The 18,420-nt window shown below is 63.2% G+C and carries 15 protein-coding genes; 9 read left to right on the forward strand and 6 right to left on the reverse strand.

Annotated features, from left to right (window positions below; genetic code table 11):
• Nucleotides 1-1,243 (reverse strand): class I adenylate-forming enzyme family protein (locus B7Y49_RS00005; protein ID WP_374125656.1); only part of this gene is annotated, 1,243 nt, incomplete at its 3' end.
• 197 nt (nt 1,244-1,440) lie between these two features.
• On the opposite strand from B7Y49_RS00005, the gene B7Y49_RS00010 reads away from it, so the two are divergent.
• From B7Y49_RS00010 to B7Y49_RS00040, 7 genes are all read left to right on the forward strand, one after another.
• Nucleotides 1,441-2,661 carry a serine hydrolase gene (locus tag B7Y49_RS00010; protein ID WP_374125500.1) on the forward strand — a complete coding sequence of 407 codons (1,221 nt, stop codon included), beginning with the start codon at nt 1,441-1,443 and terminating at the stop codon, nt 2,659-2,661.
• 105 nt (nt 2,662-2,766) lie between these two features.
• Entirely contained in the window at nt 2,767-4,797 is a 2,031-nt protein-coding gene (locus B7Y49_RS00015; protein ID WP_374125501.1) for a 3-hydroxyacyl-CoA dehydrogenase NAD-binding domain-containing protein, read from the forward strand.
• Nucleotides 4,798-4,918: 121 nt separating this feature from the next.
• Complete coding sequence (locus B7Y49_RS00020) at nt 4,919-6,232, forward strand: amidase family protein (protein WP_374125502.1); 1,314 nt, start codon at nt 4,919-4,921, stop codon at nt 6,230-6,232.
• A 4-nt stretch (nt 6,233-6,236) separates the two neighbouring features.
• Nucleotides 6,237-7,418, forward strand: coding sequence for an acyl-CoA dehydrogenase family protein (locus tag B7Y49_RS00025; RefSeq protein WP_374125503.1), 1,182 nt, complete (start codon nt 6,237-6,239; stop codon nt 7,416-7,418).
• A 95-nt stretch (nt 7,419-7,513) separates the two neighbouring features.
• Entirely contained in the window at nt 7,514-8,641 is a 1,128-nt protein-coding gene (locus B7Y49_RS00030; RefSeq protein ID WP_374125504.1) for an acyl-CoA dehydrogenase family protein, read from the forward strand.
• Entirely contained in the window at nt 8,638-9,519 is an 882-nt protein-coding gene (locus tag B7Y49_RS00035) for an acyl-CoA thioesterase II (RefSeq protein WP_374125505.1), read from the forward strand. Before B7Y49_RS00030 ends, B7Y49_RS00035 begins: the two co-directional genes overlap by 4 nt.
• A 5-nt stretch (nt 9,520-9,524) precedes the next feature.
• Nucleotides 9,525-10,328 carry a dienelactone hydrolase family protein gene (locus tag B7Y49_RS00040; protein WP_374125506.1) on the forward strand — a complete coding sequence of 268 codons (804 nt, stop codon included), beginning with the start codon at nt 9,525-9,527 and terminating at the stop codon, nt 10,326-10,328.
• Here B7Y49_RS00040 and B7Y49_RS00045 read toward each other — a convergent pair.
• The 5 genes from B7Y49_RS00045 to B7Y49_RS00065 form a co-directional block, all read right to left on the reverse strand.
• The gene (locus B7Y49_RS00045) at nt 10,325-11,125 is read right to left on the reverse strand and encodes an SDR family NAD(P)-dependent oxidoreductase (RefSeq protein WP_374125507.1); all 801 of its coding nucleotides are present in this window, start codon (nt 11,123-11,125) and stop codon (nt 10,325-10,327) included. The genes B7Y49_RS00040 and B7Y49_RS00045 overlap by 4 nt on opposite strands.
• A 44-nt stretch (nt 11,126-11,169) precedes the next feature.
• Complete coding sequence (locus tag B7Y49_RS00050) at nt 11,170-11,934, reverse strand: SDR family oxidoreductase (RefSeq protein WP_374125508.1); 765 nt, start codon at nt 11,932-11,934, stop codon at nt 11,170-11,172.
• A gap of 105 nt (nt 11,935-12,039) precedes the next feature.
• The gene (locus B7Y49_RS00055) at nt 12,040-13,101 is read right to left on the reverse strand and encodes a phosphotransferase family protein (RefSeq protein ID WP_374125509.1); all 1,062 of its coding nucleotides are present in this window, start codon (nt 13,099-13,101) and stop codon (nt 12,040-12,042) included.
• On the reverse strand, nt 13,101-14,186 hold the full coding sequence (locus B7Y49_RS00060; RefSeq protein ID WP_374125510.1) for a Zn-dependent alcohol dehydrogenase: 1,086 nt from the start codon (nt 14,184-14,186) through the stop codon (nt 13,101-13,103). The genes B7Y49_RS00055 and B7Y49_RS00060 overlap by 1 nt, the downstream gene beginning before the upstream one ends.
• Before the next feature lie 187 nt (nt 14,187-14,373).
• Nucleotides 14,374-15,651: an acyl-CoA dehydrogenase family protein gene (locus B7Y49_RS00065; RefSeq protein WP_374125511.1), complete on the reverse strand. Its 1,278-nt coding sequence runs from the start codon at nt 15,649-15,651 to the stop codon at nt 14,374-14,376.
• A gap of 164 nt (nt 15,652-15,815) precedes the next feature.
• Here B7Y49_RS00065 and B7Y49_RS00070 point away from each other — a divergent pair, with 164 nt between their 5' ends.
• Both B7Y49_RS00070 and B7Y49_RS00075 read left to right on the forward strand, forming a co-directional pair.
• Nucleotides 15,816-17,060, forward strand: a complete 1,245-nt coding sequence (locus tag B7Y49_RS00070; RefSeq protein WP_374125512.1) for a TetR/AcrR family transcriptional regulator — start codon at nt 15,816-15,818, stop codon at nt 17,058-17,060.
• Between the two features lie 58 nt (nt 17,061-17,118).
• On the forward strand, nt 17,119-18,411 hold the full coding sequence (locus B7Y49_RS00075; protein ID WP_374125513.1) for a cyclopropane-fatty-acyl-phospholipid synthase family protein: 1,293 nt from the start codon (nt 17,119-17,121) through the stop codon (nt 18,409-18,411).
• The last annotated feature ends 9 nt before the right edge of the window (nt 18,412-18,420 follow it).

Below are 18,420 nucleotides of genomic sequence, written 5' to 3' on the forward strand. Positions count from 1 at the left end.
GCGCCCATAGCTCGCCGACTTCGCCCACGGGCAGCTCGTTCACGCCGTCCTCATCCATGATCTTCAGATCGGCGACGGCGACTGGCGGCCCGGCGCTGGTCGGGCGGTTGAGATAATCCTCGGCGCTATGGCCAGTGACGGTCGCCATCGTCTCCGTCATGCCCCAGCCATTGCCGGGCAGCGCGCCGAATTCGGTATAGATGCGCTTGACCAGTTCGGGTGCGGAGGGGGCGCCGCCGTACGAAATCGCCTCCAGCGACGAAAGATCATATTTCGGGCGATCGGGATGTTCGAGCAATTGCCACGCGATGGTCGGCACGCCGCCGGTAGCGTGGACCTTTTCGCGCTCGATAATCTCCATCGCGCGGACGGGATCCCATTTGCGCATGAAGATCATCGTGCTGCCCGCCGCGACCACGCCCATCAGCGCGGCGCTGCACGCGGTGACGTGGAAGAGCGGGATGACGGTGAGGAGCGTCTTGGGGGTGGGTGCCGGGATTTCATCGCCGCGGCGCATCAAGGTGCGGGCCGCGCCGAACGCGCTGGAGAAGATATTGGTGATGAGGTTGCGGTGCGTGCCGAGCGCGCCCTTGGGGTTGCCGGTGGTGCCGCTGGTGTAGAAGATCGTCGCGTCATCCTCCGGCGCGATGGCAACCTGGGGGAATGGCACTTCGGGCAGAGCTGCCCAGTCATGCGGGGTGCCGATTAGGTCTTCGAGGCGGCTTGCCTTGCCGGTGAGCGGTGCGGTGGCGCGGGCGACGAGGATGCGCTCGACCCCCGCAAACGCCTCATAATGGCCCGACAGCCGTTCATGCCGCTCATCATCGAGGATCAGCAGCTTCGCACCCGAATCATTGATGCCGTAATCGAGCTCACCCGCGGTCCACCACGCGTTGAGCGGCACGATGATCGCGCCGATGCTCACCGTGGCGAAGAAGATCACCGGCCATTCGGGCAGGTTACGCATGGCGAGCGCGACCCGGTCCCCCTTGCCGACGCCCATCGCCTGAAGCTTGGTGGCGAAGGTGGCGACGGCGCGGTACTGCGCTTCATAGGTGACGCGCTCATCCTCATGAATGGTGAATTCGCGGGCACCATAGGCGCGCGCCATCTGGACGAGCAGCGCGAGGTTGGCGGGCGCATTCTTCCAGGTGCGGGTGGGGACGCCGCCAATCTCAACCGTCTCCATCTCAAACCGCGCGCCGGGCGCCGTCAGGATGGCGTCAATTTCCGCCATCGACATTTTCGGCCAGGACGGATCGAGCGCAATAAGGGGCTCGTTGAGAGACGTATCGGCCACGGTATCTTCTCCAACTCTTGAATTTCGGGTTTGGCTTATCTGCCATTTTGCCCAAGGTTAGTGTTGATTCACGCGCCACTCAAGGCAATAGGGGATCACAAGTTTCGAAGCAGGGGTATGGCGCAGGGTATGGAACAGGCATGAAGATCGCCAAGCCCGAATCGCACGGCCTTGATTCCGCGCGGCTTGCCCGCATCGATACGCTGCTGCGCGATCGTTATGTCGCGCCGGGCAAGCTGCCCAATGCCCAGATTTTGATCGCCCGTGATGGCGAGATCGTCCATTTTTCGAGCCAAGGTGCGGCGCGGGAGGGTGGCGCGGCGATCGACGAGACATCGCTGTTCCGGATTGCGAGCATGACCAAGCCGGTCACCTCGATCGCGTTCATGATGCTGGTGGAGGAAGGGCTGGTCGCGGTCGACACGCCGGTTCACCACGTGCTCCCCGAATTCAAGGGGCTGGGCGTCTATAATGGCGGCGGCGCCGGCGTGCCCTTCATGACCAAGCCGACCGACGAGCCGATGCGGATGGTCGATCTGCTGCGGCATACCGCGGGGCTGACCTATGGCTTCCAGAACCGGTCGAACGTGGATGCGGCGTACCGTGAGGGGAAGCTGGAGAACTGGCACGGCAATTTCGATCTCGATGAGTTTGTGGGCGCGCTGGGCAAGTTGCCGCTGGAGTTTTCGCCGGGGTCCGCGTGGAATTATTCGGTGGCGACCGATGTGCTGGGCGCGGTGATCCAGCGGGTATCGGGGATGAAGCTCGACGAATTTTACCGCACGCGGATTTTTGCGCCGCTCGGCATGCACGACACCTTCTTTGCGGTGCCCGAGGACAAGGTTCACCGGCTGACCGATTGCTATGATTTCGTCCCCGGCGGCAAACCGGTGATGTTCGATCGCGGTGAGAAGAGCGCGTGGAGCCGCCAGCCGCGCTTCCTGTCCGGCGGTGGCGGGCTGGTATCGACTGCGCTCGATTATCACCGCTTTTGCAGCATGTGCCTGAATGGCGGGACGCTGGACGGGGTGCGGATCGTCGGGCGCAAGACGATCGACTTGATGACGCGCAATCACCTGCCCGGTGGCGCGGATCTGGCGAGCATGTCGAAGTCCCTGTTCAGCGAGGCAGCGAATGCGGGGACGGGCTTCGGGCTTGGTTTTGCGGTGAATATCGATGTCGCGCGGTCGATGATCCCGGGCTCCGAAGGCGAATATTATTGGGGGGGGATGTTCTCCACCGCGTTCTTCATCGACCCTGTGGAGCGCATCCATATGGTGTTCATGACGCAGCTGCGCCCATCGAGCGCCTACCCCATTCGGCGGGAGCTGAAGACGTTGATTTACAGTGCGTTGACCTGACCTTGACCAGCGGGTGCTCCTGCGAAGGCAGGAGCCCAGAATCACAAACGCCGCGCCTGCGGCTCTGGACCCTCGCTTTCGCGGGGGAACAATGGAGAGAATGAAATGACTTCACCCATCACCACCGAACGCCACGGCGACGTGCTCGTCATCATTTCGAACAACCCGCCGGTCAACGCGCTGGGCGCGGCCGTGCGCCAGGGGCTGGAGGCGGGGCTGAAGGAAGCCGCCGCCGATGAGGCGATCAAGGCAGTGGTGATCCGCTGCGACGGCAAGACCTTCTTTGCAGGCGCCGACATTACCGAATTCGGCCGCCCGATGCAGGAACCCGGCCTGCCGACGGTGATCGACATGATCGAATCGAGCGAAAAGCCCGTCATCGCCGCGATCCACGGCACTGCGCTGGGCGGCGGGTGCGAGGTGACGCTTGGCTGCCATTACCGGATCGCGGTGCCCTCGGCCAAGATCGGCACGCCCGAGGTGAAGCTCGGCCTGTTGCCCGGTGCCGGCGGCACGCAGCGGATTCCGCGCGTGGCCGGTGTCGCGCTGGCGCTGGAAATGACTGCAAAGGGCGATCCGATCTCCGCCGCACGCGCGATGACCGCGGGGCTGATCGACCGGCTGGCGGGCGAAAACTCGCTCGCCGCAGATGCCATCGCCTTTGCGCGCGAAGTCGCGAGCGTCCGCCCCCTGCCCCGCGCGAGCGAAAAGACCGCCGAGGCCGATCCCGAGGCGGTCGCTGCCTTCAAGAAGGAAAACGCCAAGCGCTTCCGCGGCTTCGATGCCCCCGCCGCCAACATCGCCTGCGTGGAGAAAGCCACCGATGGCTCAACCTTTGCCGAGGGCATCGCGTTCGAGCGGCAAGAATTCATGAAGCTGATGATGGGCGTGCAATCCGCCGCGCAGCGCCATCTGTTCTTCGCCGAGCGTCAGGCCGCCAAGATCGACGGCATCGACCCCGCCATTGCGCTGCGCCCGATCAAGAAGGTCGGCGTGATCGGCGCGGGCACGATGGGCGGCGGCATCAGCATGAACTTCCTGAGCGCTGGCATCCCCGTGACGATCGTCGAGATGCAGCAGGAAGCGCTCGATCGCGGCACTGGGGTGATCCGCAAGAATTACGAGGCCTCCGCCGCCAAGGGCCGGTTGAAGCCCGAGCAGGTCGCGCTCGCGATGGGCGCGCTCACCCCAACGCTCAACCTGGAAGACCTAGCCGACTGCGATCTGGTGATCGAGGCGGTGTATGAGAGCATGGACGTGAAGAAGGAGCTGTTCGGCAAGCTCGACAAGATCGTCAAGCAGGGCGCGATCCTCGCGTCGAACACCAGCTACCTCAACATCGACGAGATCGCCGCGAGCACCAGCCGCCCGCAGGACGTGCTCGGCATGCATTTCTTCTCGCCCGCCAATGTGATGAAGCTGCTCGAGGTCGTGCGCGGCGCAAAGACAGCGGACGATGTGCTCGCAACCGTGATGGCACTGGCCAAGACGATCAAGAAGGTCGCCGTCGTCTCCGGCGTGTGCCACGGCTTTATCGGCAACCGCATGCTGATGCCGCGCCAGGTAGAGGCGAACAAACTGCTGATGGAGGGTGCTACCCCTGAGCAGATCGACCGCGTCCATGTCGAATTCGGCATGCCGATGGGGCCGTTCCAGATGAGCGATCTCGCCGGCGTCGATATCGGCTGGCACCGCGACGAAACCCGCATCGAAAGCATCCGCGATGCGCTATGCGCCGAAGGGCGCTGGGGGCAGAAAAAGTCGGCGGGCTTTTACGATTATGACGAGAAGCGGAACCCCTCCCCCTCCCCGCGGGTCGCCGAGATCATCGAGGATTTCCGCAGCCGTTCGAACCTGCCCAGGCGCGAGATCACCGATGAAGAAATCATCGAACGCACGCTCTACACGATGGTCAACGAAGGCGCGCTGATCCTTGAAGAAAAGATGGCGCAGCGCGCGAGCGACATCGATGTCGTGTGGATTTATGGCTATGGCTGGCCGGTCTATCGCGGCGGGCCGATGTTCTGGGCGGATACCGAAGGCGCGAAGAAGATCGTCGCGGGGCTGGAGAAGCACGGCTTCAAGGTGGCTGAACTGCTGAAAAGCAATGCCGAGAGCGGCGGGCGGTTCAAGTGACCGCTGCTGCGACATTCCTCCCCGTTTACGGGGAGGGGGACCGCCTCGAGTACAACGCTTGCTGCCCGCCCCCTCCGTCGCCGCTTCGCGCCGCCACCTCCCCGTCCCGGGGAGGATTTAGGTGAAGACGGCCCTCGCCACCGCCGCTGCGATCCGTGCGGGAGAGACAACCGCACTCGCCGAATGCGAGGCGGCGATTGCCCGGATCGAAGCGGGCGATGGCGATATCAACGCGGTCGTCGTCCGCGATTTCGACCGGGCACTGGAACAGGCGCACGCGGTTGATGTGCGGGTGGCGGCGGGCGACACCGCGGGCGCGTTGCTCGGCGTGCCGATGACGGTGAAGGAAAGCTTCGACGTCGCCGGACTTGTCAGCTGCTGGGGCTTCGCCGAGCATGCCGATTTCGTCGCGAGCGAGGATGCGGTCGCGGTCCAGCGGCTGAAGCGCGCGGGCGCGGTGATTTTAGGCAAGACCAATGTGCCCGTGGCGCTTGCCGATATTCAGACCAACAACCCCGTCTATGGCCGCACCCGCAACCCGATCAATCCTGATCGCGTCCCCGGCGGATCGTCGGGCGGCGCGGCGGCGGCGCTTGCGGCGGGGTTCGTGCCGATCGAGATCGGCTCGGACATCGGTGGCTCCATCCGGACCCCCGCGGCATTCTGTGGCGTTTGGGGCCACAAACCGACTTACAATGCGCTGTTAAGTTTCGGCCATAACTTCCCGCGCACGGAAGGCTGTGGCGTTGCGCTGAACGTCATCGGCCCCTTGGCGCGCGATGCCGATGATCTGGAGGCGCTGTTCGACGTCATGGGCGGCGATACGCTCGCCCGCCCTGCCCCGCGCGGCCCAGGCGAATGGCGCATCCTGTTGCTGCCCGAACACCCGCTTGCCCCGGCCCAGGCATCGATCAAGGCGGCGATCACGGCGACGGGTGCCGCCTTTGCAGCAGCTGGCGCAACGGTTGATCATGCCAGCGATCTGCTGCCCGATTTGACGCTGCAATATATGAATTACGTCCGCATGCTGCTGACGGCGATGGCACGCGGTGCACCGCCTGAAGGTGGCTCGCCGATGGCGCTGCCCGACTGGTTCTCGCTGATCGATGCGCAGGCGAAGTGCCGTCGTGACTGGGGGCGGCTGTTCCATCACTATGACGCCGTGATCGCGCCGGTGTGGGGCACCACCGCTTATCCGCACGACGATACGCCGCTGGCCGAACGGCTGTTGCAGATGGACGGCGCCATGACGCCCGCCGGCGCGCAGCTTGCCTATCCGGGTCTTGCCACTTTCCCAATGCTGCCTGCGACTAGCGTGCGCATCGGCACCGACGCCGATGGCCTGCCGATCGGCGTGCAGGTGATCGCTGATTACAACCATGATTGGACGGCGATTGCCGTCGCGCGCGCCGCGCATGATTTGATGAGGAGCTGAGACGATGAGCGACCTGGAAACCTTCCGCACCGAGACCCGTGCCTGGCTCGAGGTGAACTGCCCGCCCGAAATGCGCGAGCCGGTCCGCAGCGAAAAGGACGCCAATTGGGGTGGCCGCAATGCCGATTATCAGCCCGGTCAGCGCGAATGGATGGACGCGATGGCGTCGCGCGGCTGGACCGTGCCCGATTGGCCGGTCGCCTATGGCGGCGGTGGCCTTTCGCCTGCCGAAACCAAGATTCTGCGTGAAGAAATGGCGGCAATGAAGTGCCGTAACCCGCTGAACAGCTTCGGCATTTCGATGCTCGGGCCAGCATTGCTGAAATATGGCACCGAGGAGCAGAAACTCGAGCATCTGCCCAAGATCGCGCGCGGTGAAATCCGCTGGTGTCAGGGTTATTCGGAACCGAATGCCGGGTCAGACCTCGCCAGCCTCGCCACCAGCGCCGAGGATGCGGGCGATCACTACATCATCAACGGCCAGAAAGTCTGGACCAGCTATGCCGACAAGGCAGACTGGATTTTCTGCTTGGTCCGTACTGACAAGACCAACAAGCAGGGCGGCATCAGCTTCGTGCTGTTCGACATGGCCTCACCCGGCGTCTCGACCAAGCCGATCCTGCTGATCAGCGGCTATTCACCCTTCTGCGAGACGTTTTTTGACAATGTGAAGGTGCCCAAGAGCCAGCGCGTCCACGAAGAGAATAAAGGCTGGGACGTCGCCAAATATCTGCTCGGGCATGAGCGCGAGATGATTTCGGGCATGGGCCTCGGCTCGACCGGCGGCAATCCGCTGATCGAGGGCGCAATCGCGACCGTCGGGCTCGATCACGAAGGCCGGCTTGCCGATCCGCTGCTGCGCGCGGCGATTGCGCAGTTCGAGGTACGGTCCAAGGCGTTCGGGATGATGTCCGAACGGTTCATCGACGAACTGAAAGCGGGCAAGGCGCATCCTGCTCAGCCGAGCATGATGAAATATTACGGCACTGAGCTGAACAAGTCGCGCCATGAGCTGATGATGGCTGCAGGTGGCTCCGACGCGCTCGAATGGGAGAGCGATCGCTCGTCGGGCGGCGCAGGTCCGCGCGCCTGGCTGCGCACCAAGGCCAATTCCATCGAAGGCGGGACCAGCGAGGTTCAGTTGAACATCGTGGCAAAGCGGATTTTGGAATTGCCGAGCGTTTAACGCGCCGTGCTCCTGCGAAGGCAGGAGCCCAGGTTTACTGAGCGCAGCGCAGGGAACTCTGGGTTCCCGCCTGCGCGGGAACACAAGGGACGACAATGCCTCTCTATCTCAACGAAGAACAAATCCAGCTCCAGGACACCGCACGCGGGTTCATCGGCGAACATGCGCCGGTCAAGCATATGCGCGCTTTACGCGATGCCAAGGATGCCACCGGTTTCAGCCGCGATTTGTGGAAGCAGTTCGCCGAGCTTGGCCTGACCGGCATTTTGATCGGCGAGGACGATGGCGGGCTCGGGCTCGGCCATGTCGAAGCAGGCGTGGTGCTCGAGGAGATCGGGCGCAACCTCTCGCCCTCTCCTTTCCTCGCCACCGCCGTCGCCGCTGTCGAGGCGCTCAAGGGCACGCCGCATACCGCACGCTTTTTCCCCGGCATCCTGAGCGGCGATACCGTCGCAGCGCTCGCGATCGACGAGGGCGCCAAGCACCGCGCCACGGTCGGCATGAAGGCCGAACGATCGGGCAATGGCTTCAAGCTGACCGGCGCCAAGCAGTTCGTCACGCATGGCCATGTCGCCGATGTCATCATCGTCGCCGCGCGAACGGCGGGTGCGGCTGATGATACGAACGGGATCACGCTCTTCGCAGTCGACCGCAACGCCGCCGGGCTGACGTCAGAAGCCGAGCGGCTGGCTGACTCTTCGCTTGCTGCGCGGCTGAAGTTCGACGGAGTCGAAGTCGATGCCGATGCGGTGATCGGCGAGGTCGATCATGGCGGCGATCCACTCAATCGCCTGCTGCGCGCGGGTCGCGTTGGCGCGTCGGCCGAGTTGCTCGGTGTCGGCGCGGGCGCAATGGACATGACCGTGAACTATCTGAAGGAGCGCAAGCAGTTCGGCGTGCGGATCGGCAGCTTCCAGGCACTCCAGCACCGCGCCGCGCACCTCTATTCGGAGATGGAGGTCGCACGTGCGGCCGTCCTCAAGGCGCAGCAATTGCTCGATGCGGGCGATGCCAAGGCTGACGAAGCGGTATCTGTCGCCAAAGCAATGACCGCGATGGCGACGACACTCGCGGTGCAGGAAGGCGTGCAGATGCACGGCGGCATCGGCATGACCGACGAATATGACATCGGCTTTTACATGAAGCGCGGCCGTGTGCTGGCGGAGATGTTCGGCGACGCGAATTTCCATGCCGATCAGATTGCGCGGGCGGCGGGGTATTGAAGGCTAAATCCTCCCCGGCACGGGGAGGGGGACCGAATCTGGTCGATCTGCTCGATGTCGAGGAGATCGATACCGATCTGTATCGCGGCAAGCGCGGCAATGACGGTTTCGGCCGCGTGTTCGGTGGGCAGGTGATCGCGCAGGCGCTGCAGGCAGCGCAGCGATCGACCGATTCCCCAAAGGCTGCGCATTCGCTCCACGCCTATTTCATGCGGCCGGGGGCAGAGGAGCATCCGATTATCTACCGCGTGCTGCGCGATTTCGATGGCAAAAGCTTTGCCACACGCCGCGTGATCGCGATGCAAAAGGGCCAGCCGATCCTGAGCATGACCTGCTCGCTGCAGGTGCCCGAAGGCGGCCTCGCGCATCAGGATGCAATGCCCGACGTGCCGATGCCCGAGGATCTGGCGTCCGACCGTGACTTGCGCCTCGCCATGATCGACAAGATCCCCGAGCGGTTCCGCGCCAATTTCATGCGGCCACGGATGGTCGATATCCGCCCGGTCAGCCCCCGCAGCTGGTTCAACCCGGTCAAGCAGGAGCCCAAGCAAAACAGCTGGTTCCGCGTCGTCGCGCCGGTCGATGATGATCCGGCGCTGCACCGCGCGATCCTGGCCTATGCGAGCGACATGTCGCTGCTAGGCACCGCGACGCTGGCGCACGGCGTCAACTGGATGACGCACAAGCTGCAGACCGCCAGCCTTGACCACACGGTGTGGATTCACGAGCCGTTCCGCGCCGACGAATGGCTGCTTTACGCGTGCGACAGCCCCTGGGCGGGCCATGCGCGCGGGTTCAACCGGGGTCGCATCTATGCGCGCGACGGTAGGCTGGTGGCGAGCTGCGCCCAGGAAGGGCTGATCCGGCTCCGGGAGTAACGGCGATGACGTTGACGACCGACATTGCTGATTTCACTCGCCGCGATTTTACCTTTGCGGGCAAGACCAAGCCGGTGCTCTGCATCGGCGATGCCGGCCCGGCGGTGATCGTGATCCACGAAGTCTATGGCTTCACACCCTCGCTCGCGCGCTTCTGCCGCTGGATCGCCGAGGCCGGGATGCGCGCCTATGCGCCGATCCTGCTCGGCACCCCCGATGCGACCAACCGCGAGGCCATCACGCGAAGCCGGTTGCTCCATCTGTGCGTCAGCCGCGAATTCTCCCTGTTCGCCGCTAACAAATCCAGCCCGATCGTCGATTGGCTGAAGCCACTCGCCCGTCAGTTGCATCAGGAATGCGGGGGCAGCGGCGTCGGCGCGATCGGCATGTGCCTGACCGGCGGTTTCGCCCTGTCGATGGCGGTCGATCCAGCGGTGATCGCGCCGGTGCTGTCGCAGCCTGGCATGCCGGTGACCAAGCCGGCCGGCCTCGACATATCGAAAGCCGATCTCGCCTGCGTCAAGCAGCGGACGCTGGATGAAGGCCTTGAGATTCGCGCCTATCGCTTCGTAGGAGATACGCTGTCTCACCCGGAACGCTTCGAAACCCTCCGTACCGTATTCAGCAGCGCCGTGACCAACATCCAACTGCCGGATGATTGCGCCAACCCCAACAGCCCGCTGATGAAAGCCGGGAAGCCGCCCCATAGCGTCTTCACCGGCGATCTGATCGATGCGCCACACGAGCCGACACGACAAAACGCCGACGAGGTGATCGCGTTCTTCCGATCGAAGCTGATCCCGGCCTAAACCGCCGTCTTGCCATATTCCTGTTTGGTGACCGGGTGGCTCGAGGAGAGCCCGCCATCGACCGCGATTGCCTGGCCGTTGACATAGCTCGCATCGTCCGAGGCGAGGAAAGCGACGACATTGGCCAATTCTTCGGGCTGGGCGCCACGGCGCAACGGGTTGAGACGACCGACCCGGTCCATTTTACCAGCGTCGCGGGCGTAATCGAAGGTCGGCTTGGTCATGCCGGTTTCGGTGAGCCCGGGGCAAACGGCGTTGACGCGGACGTTCGAGCCCGACAGCTGCTGGGCCGAGACCATCGCGAGATTGATGACGCCTGCCTTCGACGCGGAATAGGCCGGTGAGCCCGCCCCCGAACGGATCCCCGCAACGCTGGCAGTCAGCACGATCGCCCCGCCGCCCCGCTCGGCAATTTTGGGGGCAGCATGCTTGATCGCGAGATAAGGCCCGATCAGGTTGACGCGCAGCACCTCCGTAATCAGCGCGACATCGGTATCGAAAATGTTCGCCATCCCGCCTGAAATGCCGGCATTGGCGAACATGATGTCGAGTCCGCCGAAATGCTCAACGGCGAGCGCGACCGTCTGGATCACGTCCTCCTCTAGTCCCGCGTCCATCATCACGCCGATCGCAGTGCCGCCGGCGTCGGTGATCATCTTCGCGGTTTCATGCGCGCCGCTGGTCTTGTCGGCGACGATCACCTTGCCGCCCTCGCTGGCGAACAAGATCGATGCCGCACGGCCGATGCCCGAGCCTGCGCCGGTGACGATGATCGATTTGTCGGTGAAACGTGGCATTAGATTCCCCTTCGGAACGAACCGGGTGTGTGTGACGGGTGGTGTTAGATCGTCACCCCGCCATCGATCACGATCGTTTGCCCGGTCATAAACGCGCTGGCCTGGCTGGCGAGAAAGACGACGGCGCCGGCAATCTCCTCCGGCTCACCGATCCGGCGCAAAGGGGTCGTCGCGTTGCGGGCCTTTACCGCTGCTTCGTTTTCCCAGAGCGCGCGGGCGAAATCGGTGCGGATCAGGCCGGGCGCGATGCAGTTTACCCGCACATTGAACGGCCCATATTCGTGCGCCAGATTGCGCGCGAGCTGCATGTCGGCGGCCTTGGAGATCGCATAGGCGCCGATGATCGGCGTGCCGCGAATGCCGCCGATCGACGAAATGATGATGATGCTCCCTGCTTTGCGATCGCGCATTTCGGGGGCGACCATGCTGATCAGCCAATGGTTGGAGACGATATTGTTGTCGAGGATCTTGCGGAACTGATCATCGGCAATCCCCTCCTGCGGGCCATAATAGGGGTTCGACGCGGCATTGCAGACGAGGATGTCGACCTTGCCGAACGCGGCGCGGGTTTCGTCGACGAGATGCTGGAGCCCCGCCTTGTCGGAGATGTTCGCAGCGATCGCAATCGCGGTCCCCTCCCCGAACTTGCCATTGATCTCGGCGGCAACTTCATCGCAGGCATCCTGCTTGCGGCTGGAGATAACGACCTTGGCGCCGTGCTCAGCGAGTTCCCATGCGCTGGCCTTGCCAATCCCGCGCGACGAGCCGGTGATAATGGCGACATGGCCGGTTAGGTCGAATTGGCTCATTTCAATTCCCTCTCCCCGCTAGTGCTCCTGCGAAGGCAGGAGCCCAGGGTTACTAAGCACATCGCTCGTGGCTCCGGGTTCCTGCCTGCGCAGGAACACTGGATCTCAAGCCCCCGCCATCTGCGCGAAACCCCAGGCGGCATCCGCCAGCCGGTACACCCCCGCCGCGGATTTTTCCGCTTGCGCGCTGGAGGCCGTTCCCTCGACGATGCGCTTCTTGATGCCCTGGACGATGCCCGTCAGCCGGAACAGATTATAGGCGAAATACCAGTTGAGATCGGGCACGCCGTCGCGGCCGGTGGCGGCGCAATAGCGCGCGACCATGTCCTCGATCGTCGGGATGCCGGTTTCAGGACCGGTGTGGCCCATCACGCCGGACCTACCCTCAGGCGCTGTCACCCAGCTCATCAGGAAATAGCTGAAATCGGCGAGCGGATCGCCCAGCGTCGACAATTCCCAATCGAGCAGCGCGATGACGCGCGGCTCCGTCTTGTGGAAGATCATGTTGTCGATGCGGAAATCGCCGTGCACCACCGATGTGCGCGTCTGTTCGGGCACCGTGCGGGCGAGATAGTCGATCAGCTTTTCGACCGATTCCATATGCTCGGTCTCGGACGCGCGATATTGCTTGGTCCAGCGCGCGACCTGGCGCTCGAAATAATTGCCGGGGCGGCCATAATCGCCCAGCCCCGCCGCCTCGTGATCGGTATTGTGGAGCGCGGCGAGCGCATCGCACATCGCGTTATAGACGCCGGTCCGCTCATCAGGCGCATAGTCCGGCAGCGTCCCGTCCCACAAATTGCGGCCATCGGCGAAGCCCATGACGTAGAAGTCGGTGCCAAGCACATCGGGGTCGGTACAAAGCCCATAAGGCCGCGCAACCGGGAAACCGGTCGGATACAGCCCGGCGATCACGCGGTACTCGCGGTCAACCGCATGCGCCGAGGGCAGCAAATTGCCGAACGGTTTGCGCCGCAACACATACTCGCCTGATGGCGCGCTGATCTTGAAGGTCGGGTTGGACTGTCCGCCTGCGAACTTGGCATAGGTCAGCGGCGGCGCGAACCCCTCGACATGGGCGACCATCCAAGCGGTCAACTTCGCCTCGTCGAACCGGTCCTTTTCAGGCACCTCGATCGTCTGGGGGGCGGCATCGGCGATCGTCATCAGGCGAACTCGATGACCGAACGGACGGTATCGCCGGTACGCAGCTTCGCCAGCGCATCGTTGACCCCTTCCAGCGTAATCCGTTCAGCGACCATCGTGTCGAGATCGAGCTTGCCGTCGAGATAGAGCTGCACAAGGCGCGGCATGTCGATCGGGAAACGGGTGGAGCCGAGCAGCGAGCCTTGCAGCTTCTTGCCCGTCAGGAAGCTCGGGCCGGGGATGCTGACCATATTGCCCGGGGCAATCATGCCGAGGATCGTCGCGGTGCCGCCGCGCTTGAGCAGCGCCCAGGCGAGTTCGGCGGTATTCGGGCGCCCGACCGCCTCGATCGCGTAATCAACCCCGCCGCCCGTTAGCCCGGCGATCTTCTTGGCGAGATCAGGCTCGTTCGAATCGAAGCCGTGCGTGGCCCCCAGCCGCTCGGCGAGCGCGCGCTTGTCCGCCACCGGATCGATCGCGATGATCATCCCGGCACCGGCGATTTTGGCGGCATTGATCGCGGCCAGGCCAATGCCACCGCAGCCGATGACGGCGACCGTCTCTCCGCTGCGCAAGCGGCTGTCGTTGAAGATCGACCCCGCGCCGGTGATGACGGCGCAGCCAAGGAGTGCCGCGCGATCCAGCGGCATCTCCTTGCTGATCGCGACACAGGCATTTTCATGCACCAGCATCATTTCGGCATAGGCCGACAGGTTAAGGAACGGCGCGAGCGGGGTGCCGTCCTTCAGGCTGATCCGCGGTTCCGCCCCCTTGGCGCGCTTGGTCGACGGATCGACGCACAGCGACGGGCGGCCGGTGACGCACATCTCGCAACTGCCGCAAAAGACGGTGAAAAAGGTGATGACATGATCGCCGACCTTCAGCCGCGCGACATCACTGCCGACCGCCTCGACGATCCCTGCCGCCTCATGCCCCGGCACCGTCGGCATCGGGTGCGGGAAGCTGCCATCGACGAAGTGCAGGTCCGACCGGCACACCCCGCACGCGACGGTACGGATCAGCACCTCACGCGGGCCGGGGTTGTCGATGCGGATATCCTCGATCACGAGGTCCATCTTGGGTTCGTAAAGGACGGCTGCTTTCACGTACGATTTTCCCTCAGTCGCAAATTGCAATCAACGTCGGCCGACAACCAACCGCCACCCCGGACTTGTTCCGGGGCCCACCACGCCTCATGAGCCGAAGCGATGGTGGAGGAGTGGACCCCGGAACAAGGCTCTGCTGAGCTTGTCGAAGTATCCGGGGTGACGGTTGCGGTTTGAGAATACTCGCCTAGCGCCGCACCATTTCCTTCGCCGCGACCGCTTCTGGCAAGTCCGCGTACTTGCCGAACTCATTCCGCGCGATTGCCCGGTTGTGGACTTCATCCGGACCATCGGCAAAACGCAACGTCCGCATCGCCGCCCAGGCATGGGCCAGGTGGAAATCGTCGGACACGCCGCCACCGCCATGGGCCTGGATCGCATCGTCAAGGATCGACAGCGCCATGTTGGGCGCGGCGACCTTGATCATCGCGATTTCCTGCTGCGCGCTCTTGTTACCGGCCTTGTCCATCATGTCGGCAGCCTTCAGGCAGAGCAGCCGGGTCATCTCGATGTCGATCCGCGCCTTGGCGATCCGCTGTTCCCAGATCGAGTGATCGGCGATCCGCTTGCCGAACGCGACGCGGGTCAGCAGCCGCTTGGCCATCGCCTCGATCGCGACTTCTGCCACGCCAATCGTGCGCATGCAGTGATGGATACGGCCCGGCCCGAGCCGGCCTTGCGCGATTTCGAAGCCGCGCCCCTCGCCGAGCAGCACGTTTTCGACCGGCACGCGGACGTCCTTCAGCTCAACTTCGCCGTGGCCGTGTGGCGCGTGATCATAGCCATAGACGCTCAGCATCCGCTTGATGGTGACACCCGGCGCATCCATCGGCACCAGGATCTGGCTCTGCTGGCTGTGGCGTGATCCTTCAGGGTTTGTCTTGCCCATCACGATCGCGATCTTGCAGCGCGGATCGCCAACGCCCGACGACCACCATTTGACGCCGTTGATGACATAATGATCGCCGTCGCGGACCATGCTGGTTTCGATGTTGGTCGCGTCCGACGACGCAACGGCAGGCTCGGTCATCAGGAACGCCGAGCGGATCTCGCCGTGCATCAGCGGCTTGAGCCACTGTTCCTTCTGCTCGCGCGTGCCATAACGGTGGAGCACTTCCATGTTGCCGGTATCGGGCGCGGAGCAGTTGAAGCACTCGCTGGCCCAGCCGATCTTGCCCATTTCCTCGGCGCAAAGCGCATATTCGAGGTTGGTAAGCTGGGTGCCTTCGAATTCGAAACTGTCATCGACATGCTGCTGCCCCGAATGCGGCGGCATGAAGAAATTCCACAGCCCGGCTTCCTTGGTCTTTACCTTCATCTCTTCGATGACGGGGATAACCTTCCACCGTTCGCCTTCATGCGATTGCTGCTCGTAGATGTGATCGCGCGGCCGGATTTGCTGATCGATAAAGCCCTTCACCCGGTCCCGGAAATAGGTCTCGCGCTCGCTCAGGGTGAAATCCATGCCACTCTCTCCAACTGCTTTGTAGATCGTGGCTTAGACCGTACCGCGTTTTCGGTAAAGCCGCTGTAGAGGGGCATTTTCAGCTTTTCTTGCTTCAAATGGGTTGGTTTCACCCTGTTGCAAAAAGGACTGTTTCTTCGAAAAGATGCTGTTAAGCTCGTGCGATGGAGGCTGGGGCAACAATTCAAGACAATGCCGACGGAAGCACCAAACGCTTTCGCGCCAAACGTGATGCGATCCTGGCTGCCGCCGCCCAGGCGATCAACGAACAAAGCGCCAAGGGCATGACCTTTGCCGATGTCGCCCAGCGCGTCGGCCTGAATACCACCAGCGTAACCTATTACTTCAAGCGCAAGGAAGATCTGGCCGCCGCGTGCTTCGAATACACGCTTGATCAGCTTCAGGCGATGCTGGCGGATGCGATGGAATTGCCGACGCCGCAGCAGCGCGTGGCGCGGTATCTGGCCCTTAACATGGATCGGCTGGCGCGGATTCAGCGCGGGGAAGCGACGTCGTTTGCCGTGCTTTCCGATTTGCGCGCGATGGAGGAGCCGGTGCGTGGCCGGCTGATGGCGGGGTGGCGCGATGTGTTTCGCCGCACGCGCGCGCTATGGGGCCCGGGCGAGACGCGGGCGCATACCGATCTGTTCGGCGCGCGGGCGCATGTGCTGCTCGAAAACACGTTCTGGCTGCCGGTGTGGCTGGTTCGGTACGATCCCGATCAGTTTTCCCGCGTTGAACAGCGGCTGATGGCGGTGTTTGCCAACGGGATCGCACCCGATACGGCACGCTGGACCCCATCCCGCATCGATCTGGATCATGATGAGGGTGAAAGCGGTCGCGAGGCGTTTCTGCTCGCCGCCACCCGGCTGATCAACGAACTCGGCTATCGCGGTGCATCGGTGCAGAAAATCGCATCACAACTAAATGTGACCAAAGGCAGCTTTTACCACCATCTCGATGCCAAGGACGATCTGGTCATCGCCTGTTACCGAAGGAGCCTGGACACGATCACCAATGCACAGCGGCTGTCGGAAGAGGTGCCCGGCAGTTACTGGCAGCAATTGTCGAGCACGATCGCGACCTTGCTTGAAATCCAGTTTTCCGAACGCGGGCCATTGATGCGTACCACGGCGTTGTCCGGCCTGCCGCGCTCAGTGCGCAGCGCGATGGTTGCGCGATCAAACCGGATCGCGCGGCGCTACGCCGGGATGATGAACGACGGGATTGCCGAAGGTTCAATCCGTGCCATCGACCCCCTTATCGCCGCCCAAGCGCTGATGGCGTTGCAGAATGCGGCATTCGACATGCGCAAATGGGCCAGCACGATGCCGCGCGACCGCGCGATTGCCTATTATGCGTCGACGCTGATGTTTGGTCTGTTCGACGATCGGGTGCTGGCGATTTAGTTTACGTCACCGCGATCCTGCATTGATTTCGTCTCAGTTCGCAGCAACAGCATACCCTATGAGCAGGTTGCTGGAAAGCGCACGAACCATCATCGCGCATATCGCGGAGCATCTTCAGGCCGATGCCAGCGTGCAGCTGTGGAACGGCGAAGTGCTGCCGCTTGGCCCCAATGCCCGCGACGATATCCGCATCGTCATCGCCTCGCCCGGAGTGATCGGATCGTTGATCCGCAGCCCCAAGCTGATGACTCTAGTGGAAATCTATATCGCTGGCGGGATCGACATCACCGGCGGCAGTCCGCTTGAGGCGTTACAACGCTGGGATCACCTCCGCGCGGTGCGGCTGGCCCGGTCGGTCGACCGTGGGTTGATTCTGAAGGCGGCCTGGCCGTTTGCCTTTTCGTTCGAGTCGACGGGCGAAGAGCTGAGCTTTGGTCAGCGGGTCGGCGCGCTGTTCGGTCGCGGGCGGGATGATACCGCAATGATCCAGTTTCATTATGACGTGTCGAACGCCTTCTATTCGCTGTTTCTCGATCCCGAGATGCAGTATTCGAGCGCCGTCTTCGCCTCGCCCGAAACCAGCCTCGCCGATGCGCAGATGGCCAAGATGGACCTGATCTGTCGCAAGCTGATGCTGAACGATCAGGATCACATGCTCGATCTCGGCTGTGGCTGGGGTGGGCTGGCGTGCCATGCCGCCGAGCATTTCGGCGCCCGGGTGCACGGCGTGACGCTATCGCAGGCCCAACATGACCGTGCAGTCGCGCGCGCCGCCGAACGCGGCCTGAGCGACCGCGTGACGATCGAGCTGCGCGACTACCGGACGATCGAAACGCCGGGCGCCTATACCAAGATCGCCCAGGTCGGCATGTTCGAGCATGTCGGCATCGACAATTACGACACGCATTACCGCCAGATGCACCGGTTGCTGGTGCCGCATGGCCTGTATTTCCATCAGGCGACAACCCGGCGCGCCACGCTGGACATCACCAAATTCCGCAAGCGCACTGCCTATATGAAGGTCATCAACCGCTATATCTTCCCCGGTGGCGAACTCGATTATATCGGCATGACGACGACTGATCTCGAGCGGCACGGCTTCGAGGTGCGCGACGTCGAGAGCATGCGCGAGCATTATTACCTGTCGCTCAAGGCATGGAGCGAAAATCTCTACGCCAATCGCGAAGCAGCAATTGCCGAGGCGGGGCTGACCCGGACCCGGCTGTGGCTGCTCTATTTCGCGCTGTCGTGCACCGGCTTCTACCGCGGCGTGCTGTGCGACTTCCAGACACTGGCGCAAAAGCGGCAGGCGGGACTTTCGGGCCTGCCGTTCGATCGCCGGACGATCTGACGGACTGAT

Source organism: Sphingomonas sp. 28-62-11 (assembly GCF_002278865.1).
Lineage (GTDB): Bacteria > Pseudomonadota > Alphaproteobacteria > Sphingomonadales > Sphingomonadaceae > Sphingomonas.

Coding starts and splice junctions, on each gene's coding strand:
- B7Y49_RS00030 (WP_374125504.1), top strand. CDS start 7,514: ATGCCTCTCTATCTCAACGAAGAACAAATCCAGCTCCAGGACACCGCA.
- B7Y49_RS00075 (WP_374125513.1), top strand. CDS start 17,119: ATGAGCAGGTTGCTGGAAAGCGCACGAACCATCATCGCGCATATCGCG.
- B7Y49_RS00055 (WP_374125509.1), bottom strand. CDS start 13,101: ATGACGATCGCCGATGCCGCCCCCCAGACGATCGAGGTGCCTGAAAAG.
- B7Y49_RS00010 (WP_374125500.1), top strand. CDS start 1,441: ATGAAGATCGCCAAGCCCGAATCGCACGGCCTTGATTCCGCGCGGCTT.
- B7Y49_RS00040 (WP_374125506.1), top strand. CDS start 9,525: ATGACGTTGACGACCGACATTGCTGATTTCACTCGCCGCGATTTTACC.
- B7Y49_RS00025 (WP_374125503.1), top strand. CDS start 6,237: ATGAGCGACCTGGAAACCTTCCGCACCGAGACCCGTGCCTGGCTCGAG.
- B7Y49_RS00050 (WP_374125508.1), bottom strand. CDS start 11,934: ATGAGCCAATTCGACCTAACCGGCCATGTCGCCATTATCACCGGCTCG.
- B7Y49_RS00065 (WP_374125511.1), bottom strand. CDS start 15,651: ATGGATTTCACCCTGAGCGAGCGCGAGACCTATTTCCGGGACCGGGTG.
- B7Y49_RS00015 (WP_374125501.1), top strand. CDS start 2,767: ATGACTTCACCCATCACCACCGAACGCCACGGCGACGTGCTCGTCATC.
- B7Y49_RS00070 (WP_374125512.1), top strand. CDS start 15,816: ATGGAGGCTGGGGCAACAATTCAAGACAATGCCGACGGAAGCACCAAA.
- B7Y49_RS00045 (WP_374125507.1), bottom strand. CDS start 11,125: ATGCCACGTTTCACCGACAAATCGATCATCGTCACCGGCGCAGGCTCG.